This window comes from Cupriavidus sp. OTU4054 (assembly GCF_038440175.1).
Lineage (GTDB): Bacteria > Pseudomonadota > Gammaproteobacteria > Burkholderiales > Burkholderiaceae > Cupriavidus > Cupriavidus pauculus_D.
Genome location: NZ_JASATF010000043.1, coordinates 1 through 15088, shown reverse-complemented (window position 1 = coordinate 15088; position 15088 = coordinate 1). Strand labels below are relative to the sequence as shown.

Below are 15088 nucleotides of genomic sequence, written 5' to 3'. Positions count from 1 at the left end.
TCACTGGTGCTGCACGGCCTCCCATGCGTGGCGGCCCGGCATCGGCAGCGGCATGTAGTCGTCTTCCAGGATGTTGCGGATAGCGGCTTCCATGCGCTCGATGGACGCGGACTTCGGCAGGTGTTCCACCACGCCGCAGGTCTGCAGCGACGACGGCACGCGCAGCCACATGTTGTCCGACAGCAGCAGGATGCGCGCATTCGGCATCGCCTGATGCAGGCGTCGCAGCAGATACCAGTTGTCGGTCGCATCCTCGGACATGCCGAAGAGGACCAGCGCTTCCTCGGGGCTCTCCCGCAGGCCCATCACGGCGCTGGGCTCCAGGCTGCGCACGGCGCCCACACCCGGCATGCGTTCGAGCATGCGTTGCATGCCAAGGCGCACGAGCGGATGCGATTCGATGACCATCGTCGACATGTTTCCTCTCCCCGTAGTTGTTTTCTGTCGGGAGACATACCGCAAACCCCGTGCCAGCCACATTGCCAGAATTCGTCACCCATTCCGACCCGCGTTCGGCTCTTGCGCTTCGCGCGTTCCAGCGCGCGCCGCGACCGGCAATCCCTTGTAACGACTGGCTTTCGCACCCGGACGCGCGGCGCGCCGGGCGACGCGGCACGTGGCCGCGCGCGGAGCCGGCGCTCGGGACACCCCGCGCGCCCAGGGGCGCGTTACGTTACGCCTGACGTAACGTGTCACGACACCCGTAACGTAGGCTGTCAGTTCACCTGGATCCGGTCGTCGAGCACGCGCACCTGGCCGCCGGGCTTGTCCTCCATGACCTTGAGCACCTTGTGGCCCACCTGCAGCGTGACGCCGCCATGGATACGCCTGCCCGCCACGATCACCGCGTCCGCGGCCGGCTTCATCTGCTCGGTCATGCGCGCGATCTCGGCCTCGAGTTCGAACAGGTCGCGGTTGATCTTGTGCATGGTCGCGCGCGCCTTCTCGCGGACCTCGCCCGTGGCCCGCTCGGGATGCTTGGCGAAGAACGCCACCAGTTGCTGGAGCTTGGCCTGATCCTCGAGCACCTTGCGCCGTTGCGCCTCGAGTTCGGCGCGCTGCTGGTCCGCGAACGGGTTGAGGCCCACCTGCACCGCGGTCGCGGTACCGGCCGGCGCGCCCAGCGTGGCCACGCTGACGGTGGCCATCGCGCGCGTGCGGCCGCCGCTGATGCTGCCCTGGCCCGTGGGCGTGCCGACCACCACGCGCTCGCCCGCCGAGACATCGCTCTGGCGGATGCCGGACTCCACGATCACCTCGGTCACGGCCTCGACGATCGCGTTCTGGATATAGCGCGCATGCACGGCGCCCCGGCTGCGCACGCTCGCGATCTCGTCGCTGTCGCCATGCGCGCTCTCGGCCTTGCCGATGATGCCGCCCTTGACGATCACGTCGCCACCCGCTTCCACGTGCGCGGCCTCGATCGTGCCATTGACCACGACGTCGCCCGTCACCTTCACGGACATGCCCGTGCGGATGTCGCCGGACACGCGCAGCGAGCCGTCGAACGTCACGTTGCCCGAATGCAGGTCCACCGCCTCCACGTCCACGACGGGGCTCACGGTCACGCCGCGCGGCATGACCTTGGGCGAGCCCGCGATCACGGCGAGCAGCAGATTGGCATCGTTGGGGTCGGCCGCGACGCCCGTCAGATCGTCGTCGAACGGCACGTCTTCCACGGCTTCGGCGGGAATCGGCTTGCCGAAGAGATCGACGCCCTCGCGGCCGGGCACGGCCGGCGTGCGGCGCATCAGCGCGGTGCCGGGATTGACGAGCAGCAGGCTGCCGAGATCGCGCAGATCGAAGCGGCCGTCCTCCCCTTCCGACATGACCGGCTTGCGCGGCTGCACCATGCTCGTAAAGCGGGCCGGCGTGCCTGGGACCGGCGCGGTGCCGCGCGCGATGTCCACGTTCTCGCAGCTGCCGGCGGCAAGCGCGGACGTGATGGCTGGCAGGTCGAGCGGCGCGGTGACCTGCAGTCCCGCGATGGCCGCGCGGATATCCTCGAGCTCGATCGGCTTGCCGCCCTCGGGCGGCACGAGCGTCAGCCGCAGCACGAGCTTGTCCTCGGACACCTCGAGTTCGAATTCGCCGTCGAGCAGCGTGCCGATGACCGCGTCGATCTCGTGCTCGGCCAGCTGGCACTGCGCGAGAAACGCGTTGACCGCGTCGGCATCGAGCCGCGCGTCCTGCCAGCCCTGCGCCACGAGGCTTTCCTGCAGCGCGGTGCGGTCCGGCGGCATGCGATCCGCCACCGGCGCGAAGCAGGCACGAACCTGCTCCCCAGGCTGACTCAACTCCAGACGCAAACCCCCGTCGGCAATCATGTGTCCCCGCTTCTTTCTGGCCATGCCGGACGCCGGTGCGGCCTGTCGGCCCACGACCCCTCCGCTCGGGGTCCACCTTGGTCGTCCTGCTAATAGTTGTCGTCGATCTTTGGTTGACGGACGGTTCTGGGTGAACTTGAGCCCACAAAAGTGGGGAATCACATAAAAGCCACGAAAGCGCCTATTACTTCATATTTTTGCCGGGCAGCGCCTGCGCGGCGGGACTTCGGTAAACTGTCGCCTTGTATTCCCGCCTCGCCATGCCAGCCAACTCCCCCAAGCCCGCCAGATCCGGCAAGTCCGGAAAGTCCGCCACGCCCGCCACGGCGCCGTCGGATCCCAACGATATCCGTCCCGGCCAGTCCATCGAGCTGCTGAAGGCGCTGCACATCCTCACGCGCGACGGCAAGATGAATCAGGACAGCCGCCGCAAGCTCAAGCAGGTCTATCACCTGTTCCAGTTCATCGAGCCGCTGCTGGCGGACGTGAAGGCAGCGAAGGGCCGCGTCTCGCTCGTCGATCATGGCGCGGGCAAGTCGTACCTGGGCTTTATCCTCTACGACCTGTTCTTCAAGGCGCTCGAGGACGATTCCCATATCTTCGGCATCGAGACACGCGAGGAACTGGTCGCCACATCGCGCGAACTGGCCGACCGGCTCGGCTTCGGGGGCATGTCGTTCCTGAACCTGTCCGTCGCGGACTCCATCACCTCGCCCGCGCTGCCGGAGACCATCGACGTGGTCACGGCCCTCCATGCGTGCAACACGGCCACCGACGATGCCATCCGCTTCGCGCTCGCCAAGCAGGCGCGCCATATCGTGCTGGTGCCGTGCTGCCAGGCCGAGGTGGCCGCGGTGCTGCGCAAGAACAAGGGCGTGCAGCTGGCCGGCAATCCGCTGACGGAAATCTGGCGGCATCCGATCCACACGCGCGAGTTCGGCAGCCAGGTGACCAACGTGCTGCGCTGCCTGCAGCTGGAAGCGCACGGATATCAGGTCAGCGTGACCGAACTCGTGGGCTGGGAACACTCGATGAAGAACGAACTGATCGTCGCGCAGTTCAAGGACCTGCCGCGCCGCCGCCCGGCCGAGCGGCTAGACGACGTGCTGGCCACGCTCGGCCTGCAGGAGATGCGCGAGCGCTTCTTTACGACGGCTCAGGCCTGAGCGTCGCCGTCCATCCATTGGCGCCAGCCTTCGGGGCCGAGTTTCCGCATCGTGGCCTCGTTGCGTTCGTAGATATCGGCCGCATCGGGAAACGCGTCGACAGCGCGCTCGATGCTGTCCTCGCGCAGCAGATGCAGGATCGGCCACGGGGAACGGTTCGTGAAGTTCTCGATATCGTCGGGGCCGGTACCCTCGAACTGGTAACGCGGATGGAAGCTGGCGATCTGCAGCACGCCATCGAGCCGCAGGCTCTGCAGCACACTGTCGGCCAGATAGAGAAAGTCGTTGTAGGCGAGGAAGTCCTGCAGCACATCGGGCAGGATCAGCAGCGTCGTGTCGGTCTGCGCCGGATCGGCCTCCGCAAGCCAGCGCAGTTCGCGCTCGAGGTCGTCGATCAGGGCGCCCTCTTCCGTGGCGCGGCTCACGACGTAGCGCACCTGCTCCTTCACGTACACGCTCTTGGCGAACGGGCACAGGTTCAGGCCGATCACGGCACGCGAGAGCCAGTGGCGCGTGTCGGCGACGACGCGTTCGTCGGTGGGCGTGGAAGATTCTGGGAACATGGTGGCACGGCGCGGCAAAACGCCATTCTACTGCCGACAATGCGGACCAACGCTTATAATCGGCCCGCCCCACCCGCCGCGCATCCCCACCGCTCACGCCACCCTCCTCCCACATGTCCGCTGCCGCTCCCCACGCCCCCCATGCCGACGACGATCGCCGCGATGCCATCGTGATCGGCGGCGGTCCGGCCGGCCTCATGGCCGCCGAGATGCTTGCAGCAAACGGGCAGCGTGTGGACGTGTACGACGCCATGCCCTCGGTGGGCCGCAAGTTCCTGATGGCCGGCAAGGGCGGCATGAACCTCACGCACGCGGAAGCGGCCGATGCATTCCTGGGCCGCTACGGCAGCCGCGCGCCGGACATCGCGCCGTGGCTCGAAGCCTTTGGCGCACAGGCGTTGCGCGACTGGGTGCATGCGCTCGGCATCGACACGTTCGTCGGCAGTTCGGGCCGCGTGTTTCCCGCCGACATGAAGGCCGCGCCGCTGCTGCGCGCGTGGCTGCACCGGCTGCGCGAGCGCGGCGTGCGCTTTCACATGCGGCACCGATGGCTCGGATTCGATTCCGCCCGCGACGGACTGGCCGATGGCAGGCACGCGCTGCGCTTTGCCACAAAGGATGGCGAGGCGACCGTCCATGCGCGCGCCGTGGTGCTCGCGCTCGGTGGTGGCAGCTGGGCGCGACTGGGTTCGGATGGCGCGTGGATACCGATGCTCGCCGCGCGCGGCGTCGATATCGCCCCGCTGCGCCCCGCGAACTGCGGCTTCGAGATTGCGTGGAGCGATGTCTTTCGCGCGCGCAACGCGGGCGAACCGGTGAAGTCCGTGGCGATGTCGGTGACCGCCAGCGACGGCACCCCCTGGCATCGTCTCGGCGAGTTCGTGATCAGCGAGTCCGGCATCGAGGGCAGCCTCGTGTACGCGCTGTCCGCGCCGATCCGCGATCGCATCGAGGCCGACGGCCATGCCACGATCACGCTGGACCTCGCACCGGGCCGCGCCGCGGAAGACGTGGCGCGCGAGATCGGCCGGCCGCGCGGCTCGCGTTCGGTTTCCAGCCATCTGCAGAGCCGCCTCGGCATTGCCGGCGTCAAGGCCGGCCTGCTGCGCGAAGTGCTGTCGAAAGAGGCCATGCACGATCCCGTCGCGCTGGCGGCCGCGATCAAGGCGCTGCCGCTGCGGCTCGAGCGCGCGCGGCCGATCGACGAGGTCATCAGCTCGGCCGGCGGCGTCCGCTTCGAGGCGATGGACGATCGCCTGATGCTGAACGCCCTGCCGGGCGTGTTCTGCGCGGGGGAAATGCTCGACTGGGAAGCGCCGACCGGCGGCTATCTGCTGACCGCGTGCTTCGGCAGCGGGCGCGTGGCGGGCATGGGTGCCGCCGACTATCTGAAGCGATAGCGGCCGCGCTTATGCGCCGTGGGTGATGGCCAGCGCCACCGCTTCCGCGACCTCGATGCCATCGATCGCCGCGGAATAGATGCCGCCCGCATACCCGGCGCCTTCGCCGGCCGGATACAGGCCCTTGACGTTGACGCTCTGGTAGCTGTCGTCGCGCTCGATGCGCAGCGGCGACGATGTGCGCGTCTCCACGCCGGTCAGCACCGCGTCGTGCATCGCAAAGCCGGCCACCTTCTTGTCGATCTCGGGCAACGCTTCGCGAATCGCGTCGATCACGTAGTCCGGCAGCGCCGTGCTGAGGTCGGTCGGCGTCACGCCGGGCTTGTACGACGGCTCCACCGAACCGAGCGATGTCGAGGGACGCCGCGCGAGGAAGTCGCCCACGAGCTGCCCCGGCGCGCGATAGTCGCTGCCGCCGAGCTCGAATGCGCGCTCTTCCCACTTGCGCTGGAACGCGATACCCGCGAGCGGGCCGCCCGGGTAATCGCGCTCGGGCGTGATGCCCACCACGATGCCCGCGTTGGCGTTGCGCTCGGCACGGTAATACTGGCTCATGCCGTTGGTCACGAGGCGCCCAGGCTCCGATGCCGCGGCCACCACGGTGCCGCCCGGGCACATGCAGAAGCTGTAGACCGCGCGGCCATTGCTGCAGTGATGCACGACCTTGTAGTCGGCCGCGCCAAGCAGCTTGTTGCCCGCGAACTTGCCGAAGCGGCTGCGGTTGATCATGCCCTGCGGATGCTCGATGCGGAAGCCCAGCGAGAACGGCTTGGCCTCCATGAACACGCCGCGTTCGTGCAGCACCTCGAACGTGTCGCGCGCGCTATGGCCCACCGCGAGTACCACGTGCTCGCACGGCAGATAGTCGCCGGTCGACAGCTTGAGGCCGCGCAGTTGTCCCTTGTCGATGTCGAAATCATCGACGCGCGTCTCGAAGCGGATCTCCGCGCCCAGCGACAGCATCTCCGCGCGCATCTTCTCGACCATGCTCACGAGGCGGAACGTGCCGATATGGGGCCGTGCCTTGAAGAGGATGTCGTCCGGCGCGCCCGCGCGCACGAACTCCTCGAGCACCTTGCGGCCGTAATGCTTCGGATCCTTGATCTGGCTGTACAGCTTGCCGTCGGAGAACGTGCCCGCGCCGCCTTCGCCGAACTGCACGTTCGACTCCGGATTCAGCACGCTCTTGCGCCACAGCCCGAACGTGTCCTTCGTGCGCTCGCGCACTTCCTTGCCGCGTTCGAGGATGATGGGACGGAACCCCATCTGCGCGAGAATCAGCCCGGCCAGCAGGCCGCACGGCCCGAGCCCGATCACCACGGGACGCTTCTCCGGCCCGCCCGCGGGCGCCTGCGCCACGAAGCGGTAGGTCATGTCCGGCGTGATGCTCCAGTTCGGCTTGCCCGCCATGCGGCGGATGGCCGCCGCCTCGTCCTTCACCTCGATATCGATGATGTAGGTGAGCTTGATGTCGGAACGCTTGCGCGCATCGTGCGCGCGCCGGAAGACCGTGAACCCGACAAGACCGTCATTCTTGACGCCGATCTGCGCAAGAGCCGCGCGCACGGCGGCCTCGATCGCACCCTCGTCATGGTCGAGCGGGAGTTTTACTTCGCTGAGTCGTAGCATGGGGACCTGATGAAACGTCGGCCTGTGTGTCTGGTGGCCAGGTGTTACCCGGCAGGAGTCCAGAACGGCCAGGCCGCGATTTTATCAGCCAGTGCCACCATCGATGCGGCGCCGGCAGAATCAATCGCAGCGAAGCCGGACCGGCCGCGGCGATCGTGACCCAGCCGCCGTGCCCGGCCACCTCGGTCGCGCCCCCGCCCAGGGTCATGAAGGGCCGCACCACGGTTTCCGCCAGCCATTCGGGCGCGCCCGTCAGCGTCACGCGGCCCAAGGCCACATGCAGCACCGCGCCGCGCGGAAGATGCGTACGCAGCACCTGACCCGGTGCGAGATCGATATGTTGGGTTGTCAGTCGCGGTGGCCTGTCCATGGCGTGCTCCGGTGGGGATGGCATGGACTCCAGCGTATCGGCCCGCCACCGGCCGAGACAGACACAAGGATTGGCGCCCTGAATCGGAACAGATAAGAAAAATCTGCTCTGTTACGATACAGAGCCCCCGCGTCTGTATCTGTTCCTGTCGCCCGCGTTCACCGATCATCGCCAGCATGACCGCCCCGCTCTATCAGCAACTCGCCACCCGCTACCGCCAGGCCATTCACGCCGGCACGCTCGCGCCCGGCGACCGCATGCCGTCCGTGCGCACGCTGATGGGCCTGCACGACGTGAGCCTCTCCACGGCGCTGCAGGCATGCCGCGAGCTCGAAGCCGCGGGGCTGCTGGAGGCCCGGCCGCGCTCGGGCTATTTCGTCTGCGCGCCCATGCGTCCCGCATTGCGGCCGCTGGCGGAGCCCGACCTCTCGCTGCCCGATGCCGATCAGCTCGCGGGGCAGTTCGCGGGCATCCATGCGCGCATCTCGTCGATCATGGCCAGCTGGCAGCGCCACGAGATCCGCGTCGATTTCGGCGGCGCGTTCTGCGCGCCCGCGCTATATCCGAACGACGCGCTGCGCACGGCCGCCACGCGCGCGCTGCGCCGCCATCCCGACCTGTACGGCCATGTCGTGCAGGCCGATGGCCACGCGCCCTTCCGCGTGGCCGTGGCCCGTCATGCGATGCGCGCGCGCATTCGCGTGGCGCCCGAGGATATCGCCATCACCTACGGCTGCACCGAGGCGCTGCACCTTGCCCTGCGCGCGGTCACGTCGCCCGGCGATGCCGTCGCGGTGGAGTCGCCCACGTACTACGGCCTGCTGCAGACGCTGGAAAGCCTCGGCCTGCGCGCGGTGGAGGTACCCTGCAGCCCGCAGACCGGCATCTCGCTGGAGGCGCTCGAACTCGCGGCGCAAACGCATGCGGACATCAAGGCCGTGGTGGTGGTGCCGAACCTGCAGAATCCGCTCGGCTGCATCATGCCGGACGCGAACAAGGCGCGGCTGGTCGCCTGGTGCGAAGGGCGCGGCCTCGCGCTGATCGAGGACGACTGCTTCTCGGGCACCGTCGATGACGACGTGCCGCTCGCGGCCGCCAAGGCGTGGGATACGACCGGCAACGTGATCTATTGCGCGTCGCTCAACAAGGTCCTCGCGCCGGGCCTGCGGCTGGGCTGGATGGCCGCGGGCAAGTGGCAGGCGCGCGTGGAGATGCTCAAGATCGGCATCACCCGGCCCAACGCGGCGCTGCCGCAGATCATTGCCGCGGACTTCATGCACGACGGCGGCCTCGAACGCCATCTGCGCCGCCTGCGCGTGCAATTGCGCGCGCAGCGGGAATGGGTGGCCGGCAGGATCGCGCGCACGTTCCCCGAAGGCACGCGGCTGACGCTGCCGCGCGGCGGCATGCACCTGTGGATCGCGCTGCCGGAAGACCTGTCGGGCTCGCGCATCGCTGACCGCGCGCTGCAGCAGGGCATTCGCGTGCTGCCGGGAGCGATGTTCTCCAATTCCACGCGCTACGACCGCTATCTGCGCGTCAATTGCGGGGCGCCGCGGTCGGACGAGATCGAACGCGCGCTCGATACGCTCGCCACCATCGTCCTGCAGGGCGCGCGCTGAGCGGATTCCGGCCGCGAAGTGTTGGAAGCAGGCATCGACCTGCAAGTTTTCTCCCCCAATCCGGGCGCGCTCGCCTATCCTAATGCGCTAGTACAGACAGGCCGCCCCAGCGGATTCCGGGAGAAGAGATTTGCATAGCGAACGCGCTGCCACGCCGCTCGAAGACACCATCAACGCCACGATCGATAACGACTACGAGACGCTGTTCCAGCTGGCGCCGGTATCGCTCTGGCTCGAGGATTTCAGCGCCGTGCGCGAGGCCTTCGAGCAGTTGCGCGCCGAAGGGGTGACCGATCTGCGCGCCTACCTGCGCGCGAACCCCGCGGAAGTGGCGCGCTGCTCCGCGCTCATCCGTGTCGTCTCGGTCAACCGCCGCACGCTCACCCTCTTCCGCGCGGCGGACTTTGGCGATCTCGTGGCCAACCTCGATGCGGTGTTCCGTGACGACATGTTCGACCAGCATGTCGAGGAACTGGGCCAGCTCTGGGACGGCGGCAATCATTTCTCGAGCCAGACCGTGAACTACACGCTCGACGGCGAGCGGCTCGACATCCGGCTCGAAGCCAGCGTCATGCCCGGGCACGAATCGGACTGGTCGCGCGTGCTGCTGTCGGTCGAGGATATTACCGCGCGCGTCCGCACGGAACGCGACCTGCGCCGGAGCCAGCAGTATGCGGTGGGGCTGTTCGAACATTCGCCGGTCTCGCTGTGGGTGGAAGACTTCAGCGCGGTGAAGATGCTGCTCGACGAAGTGCGCGCGGCGGGCATCACCGACTTCCGCACATTCCTGAACGTGCATCCGGACTTCGTCACGCGCTGCATGCAGGAAATCCGCGTGCTCGACGTCAACCAGCAGACACTGTCGATGTTCAGCGCGCCGACCAAGGACATCCTGCTCTCCCGGCTCGGCGACGTGTTCCGCGACGACATGCGCATCCACTTCGCGGAGCAGCTCGTCGACCTGTGGCACGAGAAGCTGTGGCAGCAGCGCGAGGTCATCAACTACGCGCTCGATGGCCGCGCCGTCGACGTGTTCATGCAATGGTCGGTGTTTCCGGGCCGCGAGGCGGACTGGGACCAGGTACTCGTATCGCTGACCGATATCACCGCGCGCAAGAAGGCCGAGGCCTACGTCGAATTCCTCGGCAAGCACGACGTGCTGACCAAGCTGTTCAACCGCGCGTACTACGAGGACGAACTCGCGCGCCTCGGCCGCAAGGGACCGTGGCCGGTCAGCGTCATCGCGGTGGACCTCAACGGGCTCAAGGTCGTGAACGACCAGTTCGGCCACAGCGACGGCGATGCGCTGCTGCGCCGTACGGGCGAGGTCCTGAAGAAGGCGGTGGGGGAACAGGCGTGCGTGGCCCGGACGGGCGGCGACGAATTCATGGTGCTGCTGCCCGGCCGCGACGAGCGCGGCGCCTCGACGGTCGTCGAGCAGATCGAACAGGTCGTGGAACTGAACAACAGCTTCTACCCGGGCGTGCGGCTGTCGTTCTCGATCGGCGCCGCGACCTGCGCGCAGGGCGAGCGCCTGACGGACACCTGCAAGATCGCCGACGCGCGCATGTACGAGGCCAAGCGCGCGCACTACGCCAAGATGGGCAACGAACGCCGCCAGTCCGGCGACGAGTGAAGTCTGGCGGAGAAGCGATCAGACGAAGACGATCAGTGCGACGCCGCCGATGATCAGGCCGAACTTGGTCACGTAATAGAGGGGCCGGTTCCACGCCTTGAAGCGGCGGCGATACTGGCCGCCGAGCCACACGAAGCGGAACAGCTTGTTGATCGCGCCGGTCTGGTCGGCCTCGTCGTTCGGCGAACTGGCGGCCGTCATGACCTTGCGGCCCATCCAGTGGTTGAACGCCGCGGCCCAGCGATAGCGCATCGGGCGCTCGATATCGCAGAACAGGATCAGCCGGTCGGTCTCGCTCTTGTTCTCGGCCCAGTGCAGATAGGTCTCGTCGAACACCACGCCATGCCCGTCGCGCCAGCTATGGCGCTCGCCATCGACTTCGATGAAGCAGCGGTCGTCGTTCGGCGTGGACAGCCCCAGGTGGTAACGCAGCGAGCCCGCGAACGGGTCGCGGTGCGGGTTGAGCTTGCCGCCAGGCGGCAGCTCCGCGAACATCGCCGCCTTCACGGTCGGCAGTTCGCGCAGCAGCGCCACGGTCTTGGGGCACAGCGTTTCCGCGGACGGATGCTGCGCTTCGTACCACTTGAGGTAGAAGCGCTTCCAGCCGTACTTGAAGAACGAGTTGAAGCCGGCGTCGTCGTTCTTGTCCGCGGCCTTGATCTTGCGCATCGCGATCAGCGCCAGCCCCTCGTCGCGAATCTGCGGCCAGGCGGCGCGCAGCTTCTCGAGATCGGGAAAACGCTCGGTCGGGATATACGGCGTGGTCGGGACGCCCGAGAACATGTACATGAAGCAGTTGACCGGCGCGACCAGGGCGGAGTGGTCCAGCAACTGACGCATGAACGGCAGCCTCACCTTGCCGCGCAAATGCACGTACAGAATAGCGCCGGCATAGACGGCGACGATTAGCCACTTGATCACCCGAGAATCCTCCAGTCAGGCACCGCGAGACGCGGCCTGACAAGGCGTCCCCGGCGAAAGATCGGTATTTTAGCGAAATGATGACGGCGCCGCACTGTGTGCACGAGCCGGCACCTTTGATTCCGATCAAGAATCTTCCGATCCGGGCGGTGTGTCGCGCGACTGGCGGGCAATCCGGTCGATCAGCGCACGCGCGTCCTCGGGGGCCCCCTGCAACGTCAGCAGGCGCGCGTTGAGCACGATGTTCTCCAGCACGAGCTTGGCGGTGGATGCCCACAGCGTGGCCAGCAGCGCGTCCACGGACATGCCGGACGCCTCGATTTCCTGCGAGCGGGCCGCGATCAGGCGGCAGGCGATCTCGCGCAATCCGGCGTCGTCGAATGGCAGGTCCGCATAGTCGATCGGGTCCTCCTTCTCGACTTCGGCCATCAGTTGCAGCAGCATTTCCTCGGTCATCGGCAAGCTCCTGTCGTCCCTCTGTGATCAAACCCTGCTAATCCCTGCTACACCCTGCTAGACCCTAAACTCGGCGGCCATGTCCTCGTCGGTGCGCGCGGGCAGATCGCCCTTGCGGCACGCTTCCACAAAGCGCGCATAGTCGCGCTCGACCTGATCCGCGTACGCGTTCGCATACTCCACCAGCGCCTCGGCCATGCGATCGCCGCTGCCCAGGTAGCCGCTGATCTCCGCCGCCTGCCCGCCGGCCTTCCCATGCGCGCGGGCGAGCACCCACCCGCAGGTGGACGCGTAACGGCCCAGCAGGTTGGCGTCCATGAGTTCGAGCTGCGGCGACAGTTTCATGTCGCGCAGCTGGCGCAGATAGAAACACCGGCCGAAGGGCCCCTTGGCCCAGCCCAGGAACAGATCGCTCGCGGCCTGCATCAGGCGCTGCCCTTCGACCACGCGCCGGCCCTCGTGCACGGGTGCCGCCGCCGGCCGGACCGACCGCCCTGCGCCGCGCTTCCCCGCGGCCGCGCGCCGGGCCTTGAAATACCGCGCCACGACCGACTGCCCCGCCTCCTTGACCTGCAGGAACAGCGGCTTGCCGTGGGTATCGATCATCAGCTGGATGAGGCAGCGCGTGCCCACGCTGCCCACGCCCACCACCTTGAACGCCATGTCGTGCCGCGTGAAATGCGCGAGCAACTGACGGCGGTCGGGCGCGAGCGTGGTCAGGTACTCGGCGTGGAACTTGTCGAGCACCGCCTCCACATCCTTCACGCTCATCCAGTCGTCGCTCGCCGCGAACAGGGTCTGATTGCCGCGCACGTGGAACACCGCGGGCGGCGCGTCGAGGATATGCCAGCGGCCGTTGACCTGCACGCCGAGCTTGGGCAGCAATGCCGCATGCGTGCGATCGGCCGCGCGCTCCATGCCACGGCGGATCGCGCGCTGCGCGTCGGGGTCGGTGGCCTCGTTCAGCAGCCGCTCGAACGTGATGTGGTCATACCAGGTATCGAGGATGCCCATATCCGCGTACGTCGCCATGCGGGCGCTGTAGCTGGACGTGGCCTGCCGCACGAGCGTATCGGCGGTCGCGCGCGAATGGCGCAGATGGCGGGCCGCCACGACGAAGCTCGCGACCAGCCGTTTCAGGTCCCATTCCCATGGCCCCTCGGCGGTCTCGTCGAAGTCGTTGACGTCGAGCAGCAGCGCGCGCTCGGGCGTGGCAAAGCCGCCGAAGTTGGCCACATGGCAGTCGCCGCAGATCTGCTGGACGATGCCCGAATACGGCGTGCCGGCCAGGTCGTGCGCCTGCACGATCGCGCTGCCGCGGAAGAATGCAAAGGGGGATTCGAGCATGCGCCCGTAGCGCAGCGGAATCAGCCGATCGACACGGCCGGCGCTGCTGATCTCGAGCAGCCGGATGGGGTCGCGATCCACGTGGCCGATGGCGGCGTGCAGACTGCGCGGCGCATGTTGCCGCAATGCCTTGCCGCGCGCCCGTCTTGCGTCCGAACCTGCCACGATCGCCACGATGCCTCCATGATGGGCCCGATGTGATCGAACGTAATGCAAGGTCCCGCGATTGTCAATTTGACAGCCCACAGAGCCTGCGTGTGACGCATCGTGCGCGAATGGGAAAAATCAGACGCTCCCCTACAAGACCGTCACAACTTCTTGTGTAAGCTGCTGTCTCAAACATCGCATAGACACAGGAAGAGTCGAACTCATGACCAAAAGTTTTCTTGCTGCCATGCGTCAATACGTGTGGTTCAGGGGTGTGAAACATCATGTGGTCCAGGGCGTCGAAGCGCTGGCCGATCTGTTGAAGTCCCCGTCCGTCGCGGCGCGTGCCGTCGCTGCCATCGTCTCGGAAACCGAGCATGGCGTCCAAGTGTGGGTGTCCTATTTCGGCAAGCCGATGGACCCGCATACCAACTACGTGCTCTGGCCCGCTCGCGCGATGAAACCCGCCCGGCGGCGCATGACCGCGAACTACCCCGGACAATTGCCGCCGCCGCGCGACTAACGTCCTGCCTCTGGCCGGCGCCACCCTCTTCATCATTCAGGAGCATGCAATATGTCCGAACCGAAACACGATGAGGCGCTGGTCAACAATTTCCTCGAACGCATTTCCGCCCTCTCCGTCAGCGCCTTCGATGGCGCCGACGTGAGCAGCGAACTCGCGCAGACGATGCGCGAGGCGACATCGCGCGCCGATGCGGCCACGCTTCAGGTACTCACGCAGCGGCTGCACGAACGCGCGGAAGCGGCCGAACGCGAAGGACAGGCACTCGTACGCGATACGTTCGCGAAAGCGGCGACGCTGGCGAAGTAAATCTCAACGGCGTCGCAACGGCGATCACATCACTGCTGGGAAGTTTGCGAAGAGGGAAGTTCGCGAAAAAGGAAGTTTGCGAAGACGGGTCGCAGGAAACTGACTTGGCGCGCCCCAGGGATCTGTGCACGCTACACCCGAGAGGGCTGCACTGCGACGACCACTGAGAGACTGTACTGCAGAGGATTGGTTGCGGGGGCAGGATTTGAACCTGCGACCTTCGGGTTATGAGCCCGACGAGCTGCCAGACTGCTCCACCCCGCGTCTGAAGAAGGCAATTATGTCTGAAACCCATCGCTAACGCAATCGTTATTTGCACAGCGATGGGGATTGCCGCGGCGCGCGTCCCGTTTCAGGTCATGCGATGCGCCGCAGTTGTGCGCCATGCGCATCGATGAGCGTCTCGATATGTCGATTGACGTGTCCGAGCGCTTCGAGCTTCGTGTCGAATGCGTGCACGGGAAATGGGTTGTGCCGCTCTGCGATCGTCGTGCCGCTCTCGCGATGAATGACCTCGATCATGATGGCCCACTTGCCCTTGGGCATGGCGATCACTTCATAGAGGATCTTGTATCCGTCATACTCCTTCATGGTTGGCTCCTGCCACTGCGACGCGCAACTCCGCGTCCAATTCCAGCGTAGGTCCAACCCTTCGCGACAAAAATGATCCGC

15 protein-coding genes and 1 tRNA gene are annotated in these 15088 nt (G+C 66.7%); 6 read left to right on the top strand and 10 right to left on the bottom strand.

Annotated elements, in window-relative coordinates; genetic code table 11:
• Together AAHB16_RS30665 and AAHB16_RS30660 are read right to left on the bottom strand one after the other, a co-directional pair.
• The gene (locus AAHB16_RS30665; RefSeq protein ID WP_191002176.1) at positions 1–417 is read right to left on the bottom strand and encodes a response regulator transcription factor; all 417 of its coding nucleotides are present in this window, start codon (positions 415–417) and stop codon (positions 1–3) included.
• Positions 418–716: 299 nt separating this feature from the next.
• Positions 717–2327: a DUF342 domain-containing protein gene (locus AAHB16_RS30660; protein ID WP_342052757.1), complete on the bottom strand. Its 1611-nt coding sequence runs from the start codon at positions 2325–2327 to the stop codon at positions 717–719.
• Positions 2328–2587: 260 nt separating this feature from the next.
• Between AAHB16_RS30660 and AAHB16_RS30655 the strand changes: the two genes are divergently transcribed.
• Complete coding sequence (locus tag AAHB16_RS30655; protein ID WP_342052756.1) at positions 2588–3493, top strand: class I SAM-dependent methyltransferase; 906 nt, start codon at positions 2588–2590, stop codon at positions 3491–3493.
• Here AAHB16_RS30655 and AAHB16_RS30650 read toward each other — a convergent pair.
• Positions 3484–4056 (bottom strand): DUF1415 domain-containing protein, encoded by a 573-nt coding sequence (locus AAHB16_RS30650; RefSeq protein WP_342052755.1) that lies wholly within the window; start codon positions 4054–4056, stop codon positions 3484–3486. The genes AAHB16_RS30655 and AAHB16_RS30650 overlap by 10 nt on opposite strands.
• Before the next feature lie 113 nt (positions 4057–4169).
• Between AAHB16_RS30650 and AAHB16_RS30645 the strand changes: the two genes are divergently transcribed.
• Positions 4170–5456 (top strand): TIGR03862 family flavoprotein, encoded by a 1287-nt coding sequence (locus AAHB16_RS30645; RefSeq protein ID WP_342052754.1) that lies wholly within the window; start codon positions 4170–4172, stop codon positions 5454–5456.
• 9 nt (positions 5457–5465) lie between these two features.
• Here the strand turns inward: AAHB16_RS30645 and AAHB16_RS30640 are convergent, their stop codons facing one another.
• The gene (locus AAHB16_RS30640; protein ID WP_150371070.1) at positions 5466–7085 is read right to left on the bottom strand and encodes an NAD(P)/FAD-dependent oxidoreductase; all 1620 of its coding nucleotides are present in this window, start codon (positions 7083–7085) and stop codon (positions 5466–5468) included.
• Positions 7045–7455: a hypothetical protein gene (locus AAHB16_RS30635; RefSeq protein WP_150371069.1), complete on the bottom strand. Its 411-nt coding sequence runs from the start codon at positions 7453–7455 to the stop codon at positions 7045–7047. The genes AAHB16_RS30640 and AAHB16_RS30635 overlap by 41 nt, the downstream gene beginning before the upstream one ends.
• A 176-nt stretch (positions 7456–7631) precedes the next feature.
• Between AAHB16_RS30635 and AAHB16_RS30630 the strand changes: the two genes are divergently transcribed.
• Together AAHB16_RS30630 and AAHB16_RS30625 are read left to right on the top strand one after the other, a co-directional pair.
• Positions 7632–9077 carry an aminotransferase-like domain-containing protein gene (locus AAHB16_RS30630; RefSeq protein WP_342052753.1) on the top strand — a complete coding sequence of 482 codons (1446 nt, stop codon included), beginning with the start codon at positions 7632–7634 and terminating at the stop codon, positions 9075–9077.
• A gap of 130 nt (positions 9078–9207) precedes the next feature.
• Positions 9208–10713 carry a sensor domain-containing diguanylate cyclase gene (locus tag AAHB16_RS30625; protein ID WP_223851390.1) on the top strand — a complete coding sequence of 502 codons (1506 nt, stop codon included), beginning with the start codon at positions 9208–9210 and terminating at the stop codon, positions 10711–10713.
• An 18-nt stretch (positions 10714–10731) separates the two neighbouring features.
• Here the strand turns inward: AAHB16_RS30625 and lpxO are convergent, their stop codons facing one another.
• The 3 genes from lpxO to AAHB16_RS30610 form a co-directional block, all read right to left on the bottom strand.
• Positions 10732–11634: a lipid A hydroxylase LpxO gene (gene lpxO, locus AAHB16_RS30620; RefSeq protein ID WP_342052752.1), complete on the bottom strand. Its 903-nt coding sequence runs from the start codon at positions 11632–11634 to the stop codon at positions 10732–10734.
• A 126-nt stretch (positions 11635–11760) separates the two neighbouring features.
• A complete protein-coding gene (locus AAHB16_RS30615) occupies positions 11761–12090 on the bottom strand; it encodes a hypothetical protein (protein ID WP_150371066.1) in 330 nt (109 codons plus the stop codon).
• Positions 12091–12147: 57 nt separating this feature from the next.
• Positions 12148–13611 carry a DUF2252 domain-containing protein gene (locus tag AAHB16_RS30610; protein ID WP_342052751.1) on the bottom strand — a complete coding sequence of 488 codons (1464 nt, stop codon included), beginning with the start codon at positions 13609–13611 and terminating at the stop codon, positions 12148–12150.
• A gap of 196 nt (positions 13612–13807) precedes the next feature.
• Here AAHB16_RS30610 and AAHB16_RS30605 point away from each other — a divergent pair, with 196 nt between their 5' ends.
• Together AAHB16_RS30605 and AAHB16_RS30600 are read left to right on the top strand one after the other, a co-directional pair.
• Positions 13808–14107 carry a hypothetical protein gene (locus AAHB16_RS30605; protein WP_150371065.1) on the top strand — a complete coding sequence of 100 codons (300 nt, stop codon included), beginning with the start codon at positions 13808–13810 and terminating at the stop codon, positions 14105–14107.
• A 51-nt stretch (positions 14108–14158) separates the two neighbouring features.
• On the top strand, positions 14159–14416 hold the full coding sequence (locus AAHB16_RS30600; protein WP_150371064.1) for a hypothetical protein: 258 nt from the start codon (positions 14159–14161) through the stop codon (positions 14414–14416).
• A 187-nt stretch (positions 14417–14603) separates the two neighbouring features.
• Here the strand turns inward: AAHB16_RS30600 and AAHB16_RS30595 are convergent.
• Positions 14604–14680: transfer RNA gene (locus tag AAHB16_RS30595), tRNA-Met, on the bottom strand.
• A gap of 93 nt (positions 14681–14773) precedes the next feature.
• A partial coding sequence (locus tag AAHB16_RS30590) for a hypothetical protein (protein ID WP_342052750.1) occupies positions 14774–15088 on the bottom strand: 315 nt, incomplete at its 5' end.

Excerpts from the sequence above, each read along its gene's own strand:
- AAHB16_RS30665 (WP_191002176.1), bottom strand. The coding sequence starts at position 417 with ATGTCGACGATGGTCATCGAATCGCATCCGCTCGTGCGCCTTGGCATG.
- AAHB16_RS30660 (WP_342052757.1), bottom strand. The coding sequence starts at position 2,327 with ATGATTGCCGACGGGGGTTTGCGTCTGGAGTTGAGTCAGCCTGGGGAG.
- AAHB16_RS30655 (WP_342052756.1), top strand. The coding sequence starts at position 2,588 with ATGCCAGCCAACTCCCCCAAGCCCGCCAGATCCGGCAAGTCCGGAAAG.
- AAHB16_RS30650 (WP_342052755.1), bottom strand. The coding sequence starts at position 4,056 with ATGTTCCCAGAATCTTCCACGCCCACCGACGAACGCGTCGTCGCCGAC.
- AAHB16_RS30645 (WP_342052754.1), top strand. The coding sequence starts at position 4,170 with ATGTCCGCTGCCGCTCCCCACGCCCCCCATGCCGACGACGATCGCCGC.
- AAHB16_RS30640 (WP_150371070.1), bottom strand. The coding sequence starts at position 7,085 with ATGCTACGACTCAGCGAAGTAAAACTCCCGCTCGACCATGACGAGGGT.
- AAHB16_RS30635 (WP_150371069.1), bottom strand. The coding sequence starts at position 7,455 with ATGGACAGGCCACCGCGACTGACAACCCAACATATCGATCTCGCACCG.
- AAHB16_RS30630 (WP_342052753.1), top strand. The coding sequence starts at position 7,632 with ATGACCGCCCCGCTCTATCAGCAACTCGCCACCCGCTACCGCCAGGCC.
- AAHB16_RS30615 (WP_150371066.1), bottom strand. The coding sequence starts at position 12,090 with ATGACCGAGGAAATGCTGCTGCAACTGATGGCCGAAGTCGAGAAGGAG.
- AAHB16_RS30605 (WP_150371065.1), top strand. The coding sequence starts at position 13,808 with ATGACCAAAAGTTTTCTTGCTGCCATGCGTCAATACGTGTGGTTCAGG.
- AAHB16_RS30600 (WP_150371064.1), top strand. The coding sequence starts at position 14,159 with ATGTCCGAACCGAAACACGATGAGGCGCTGGTCAACAATTTCCTCGAA.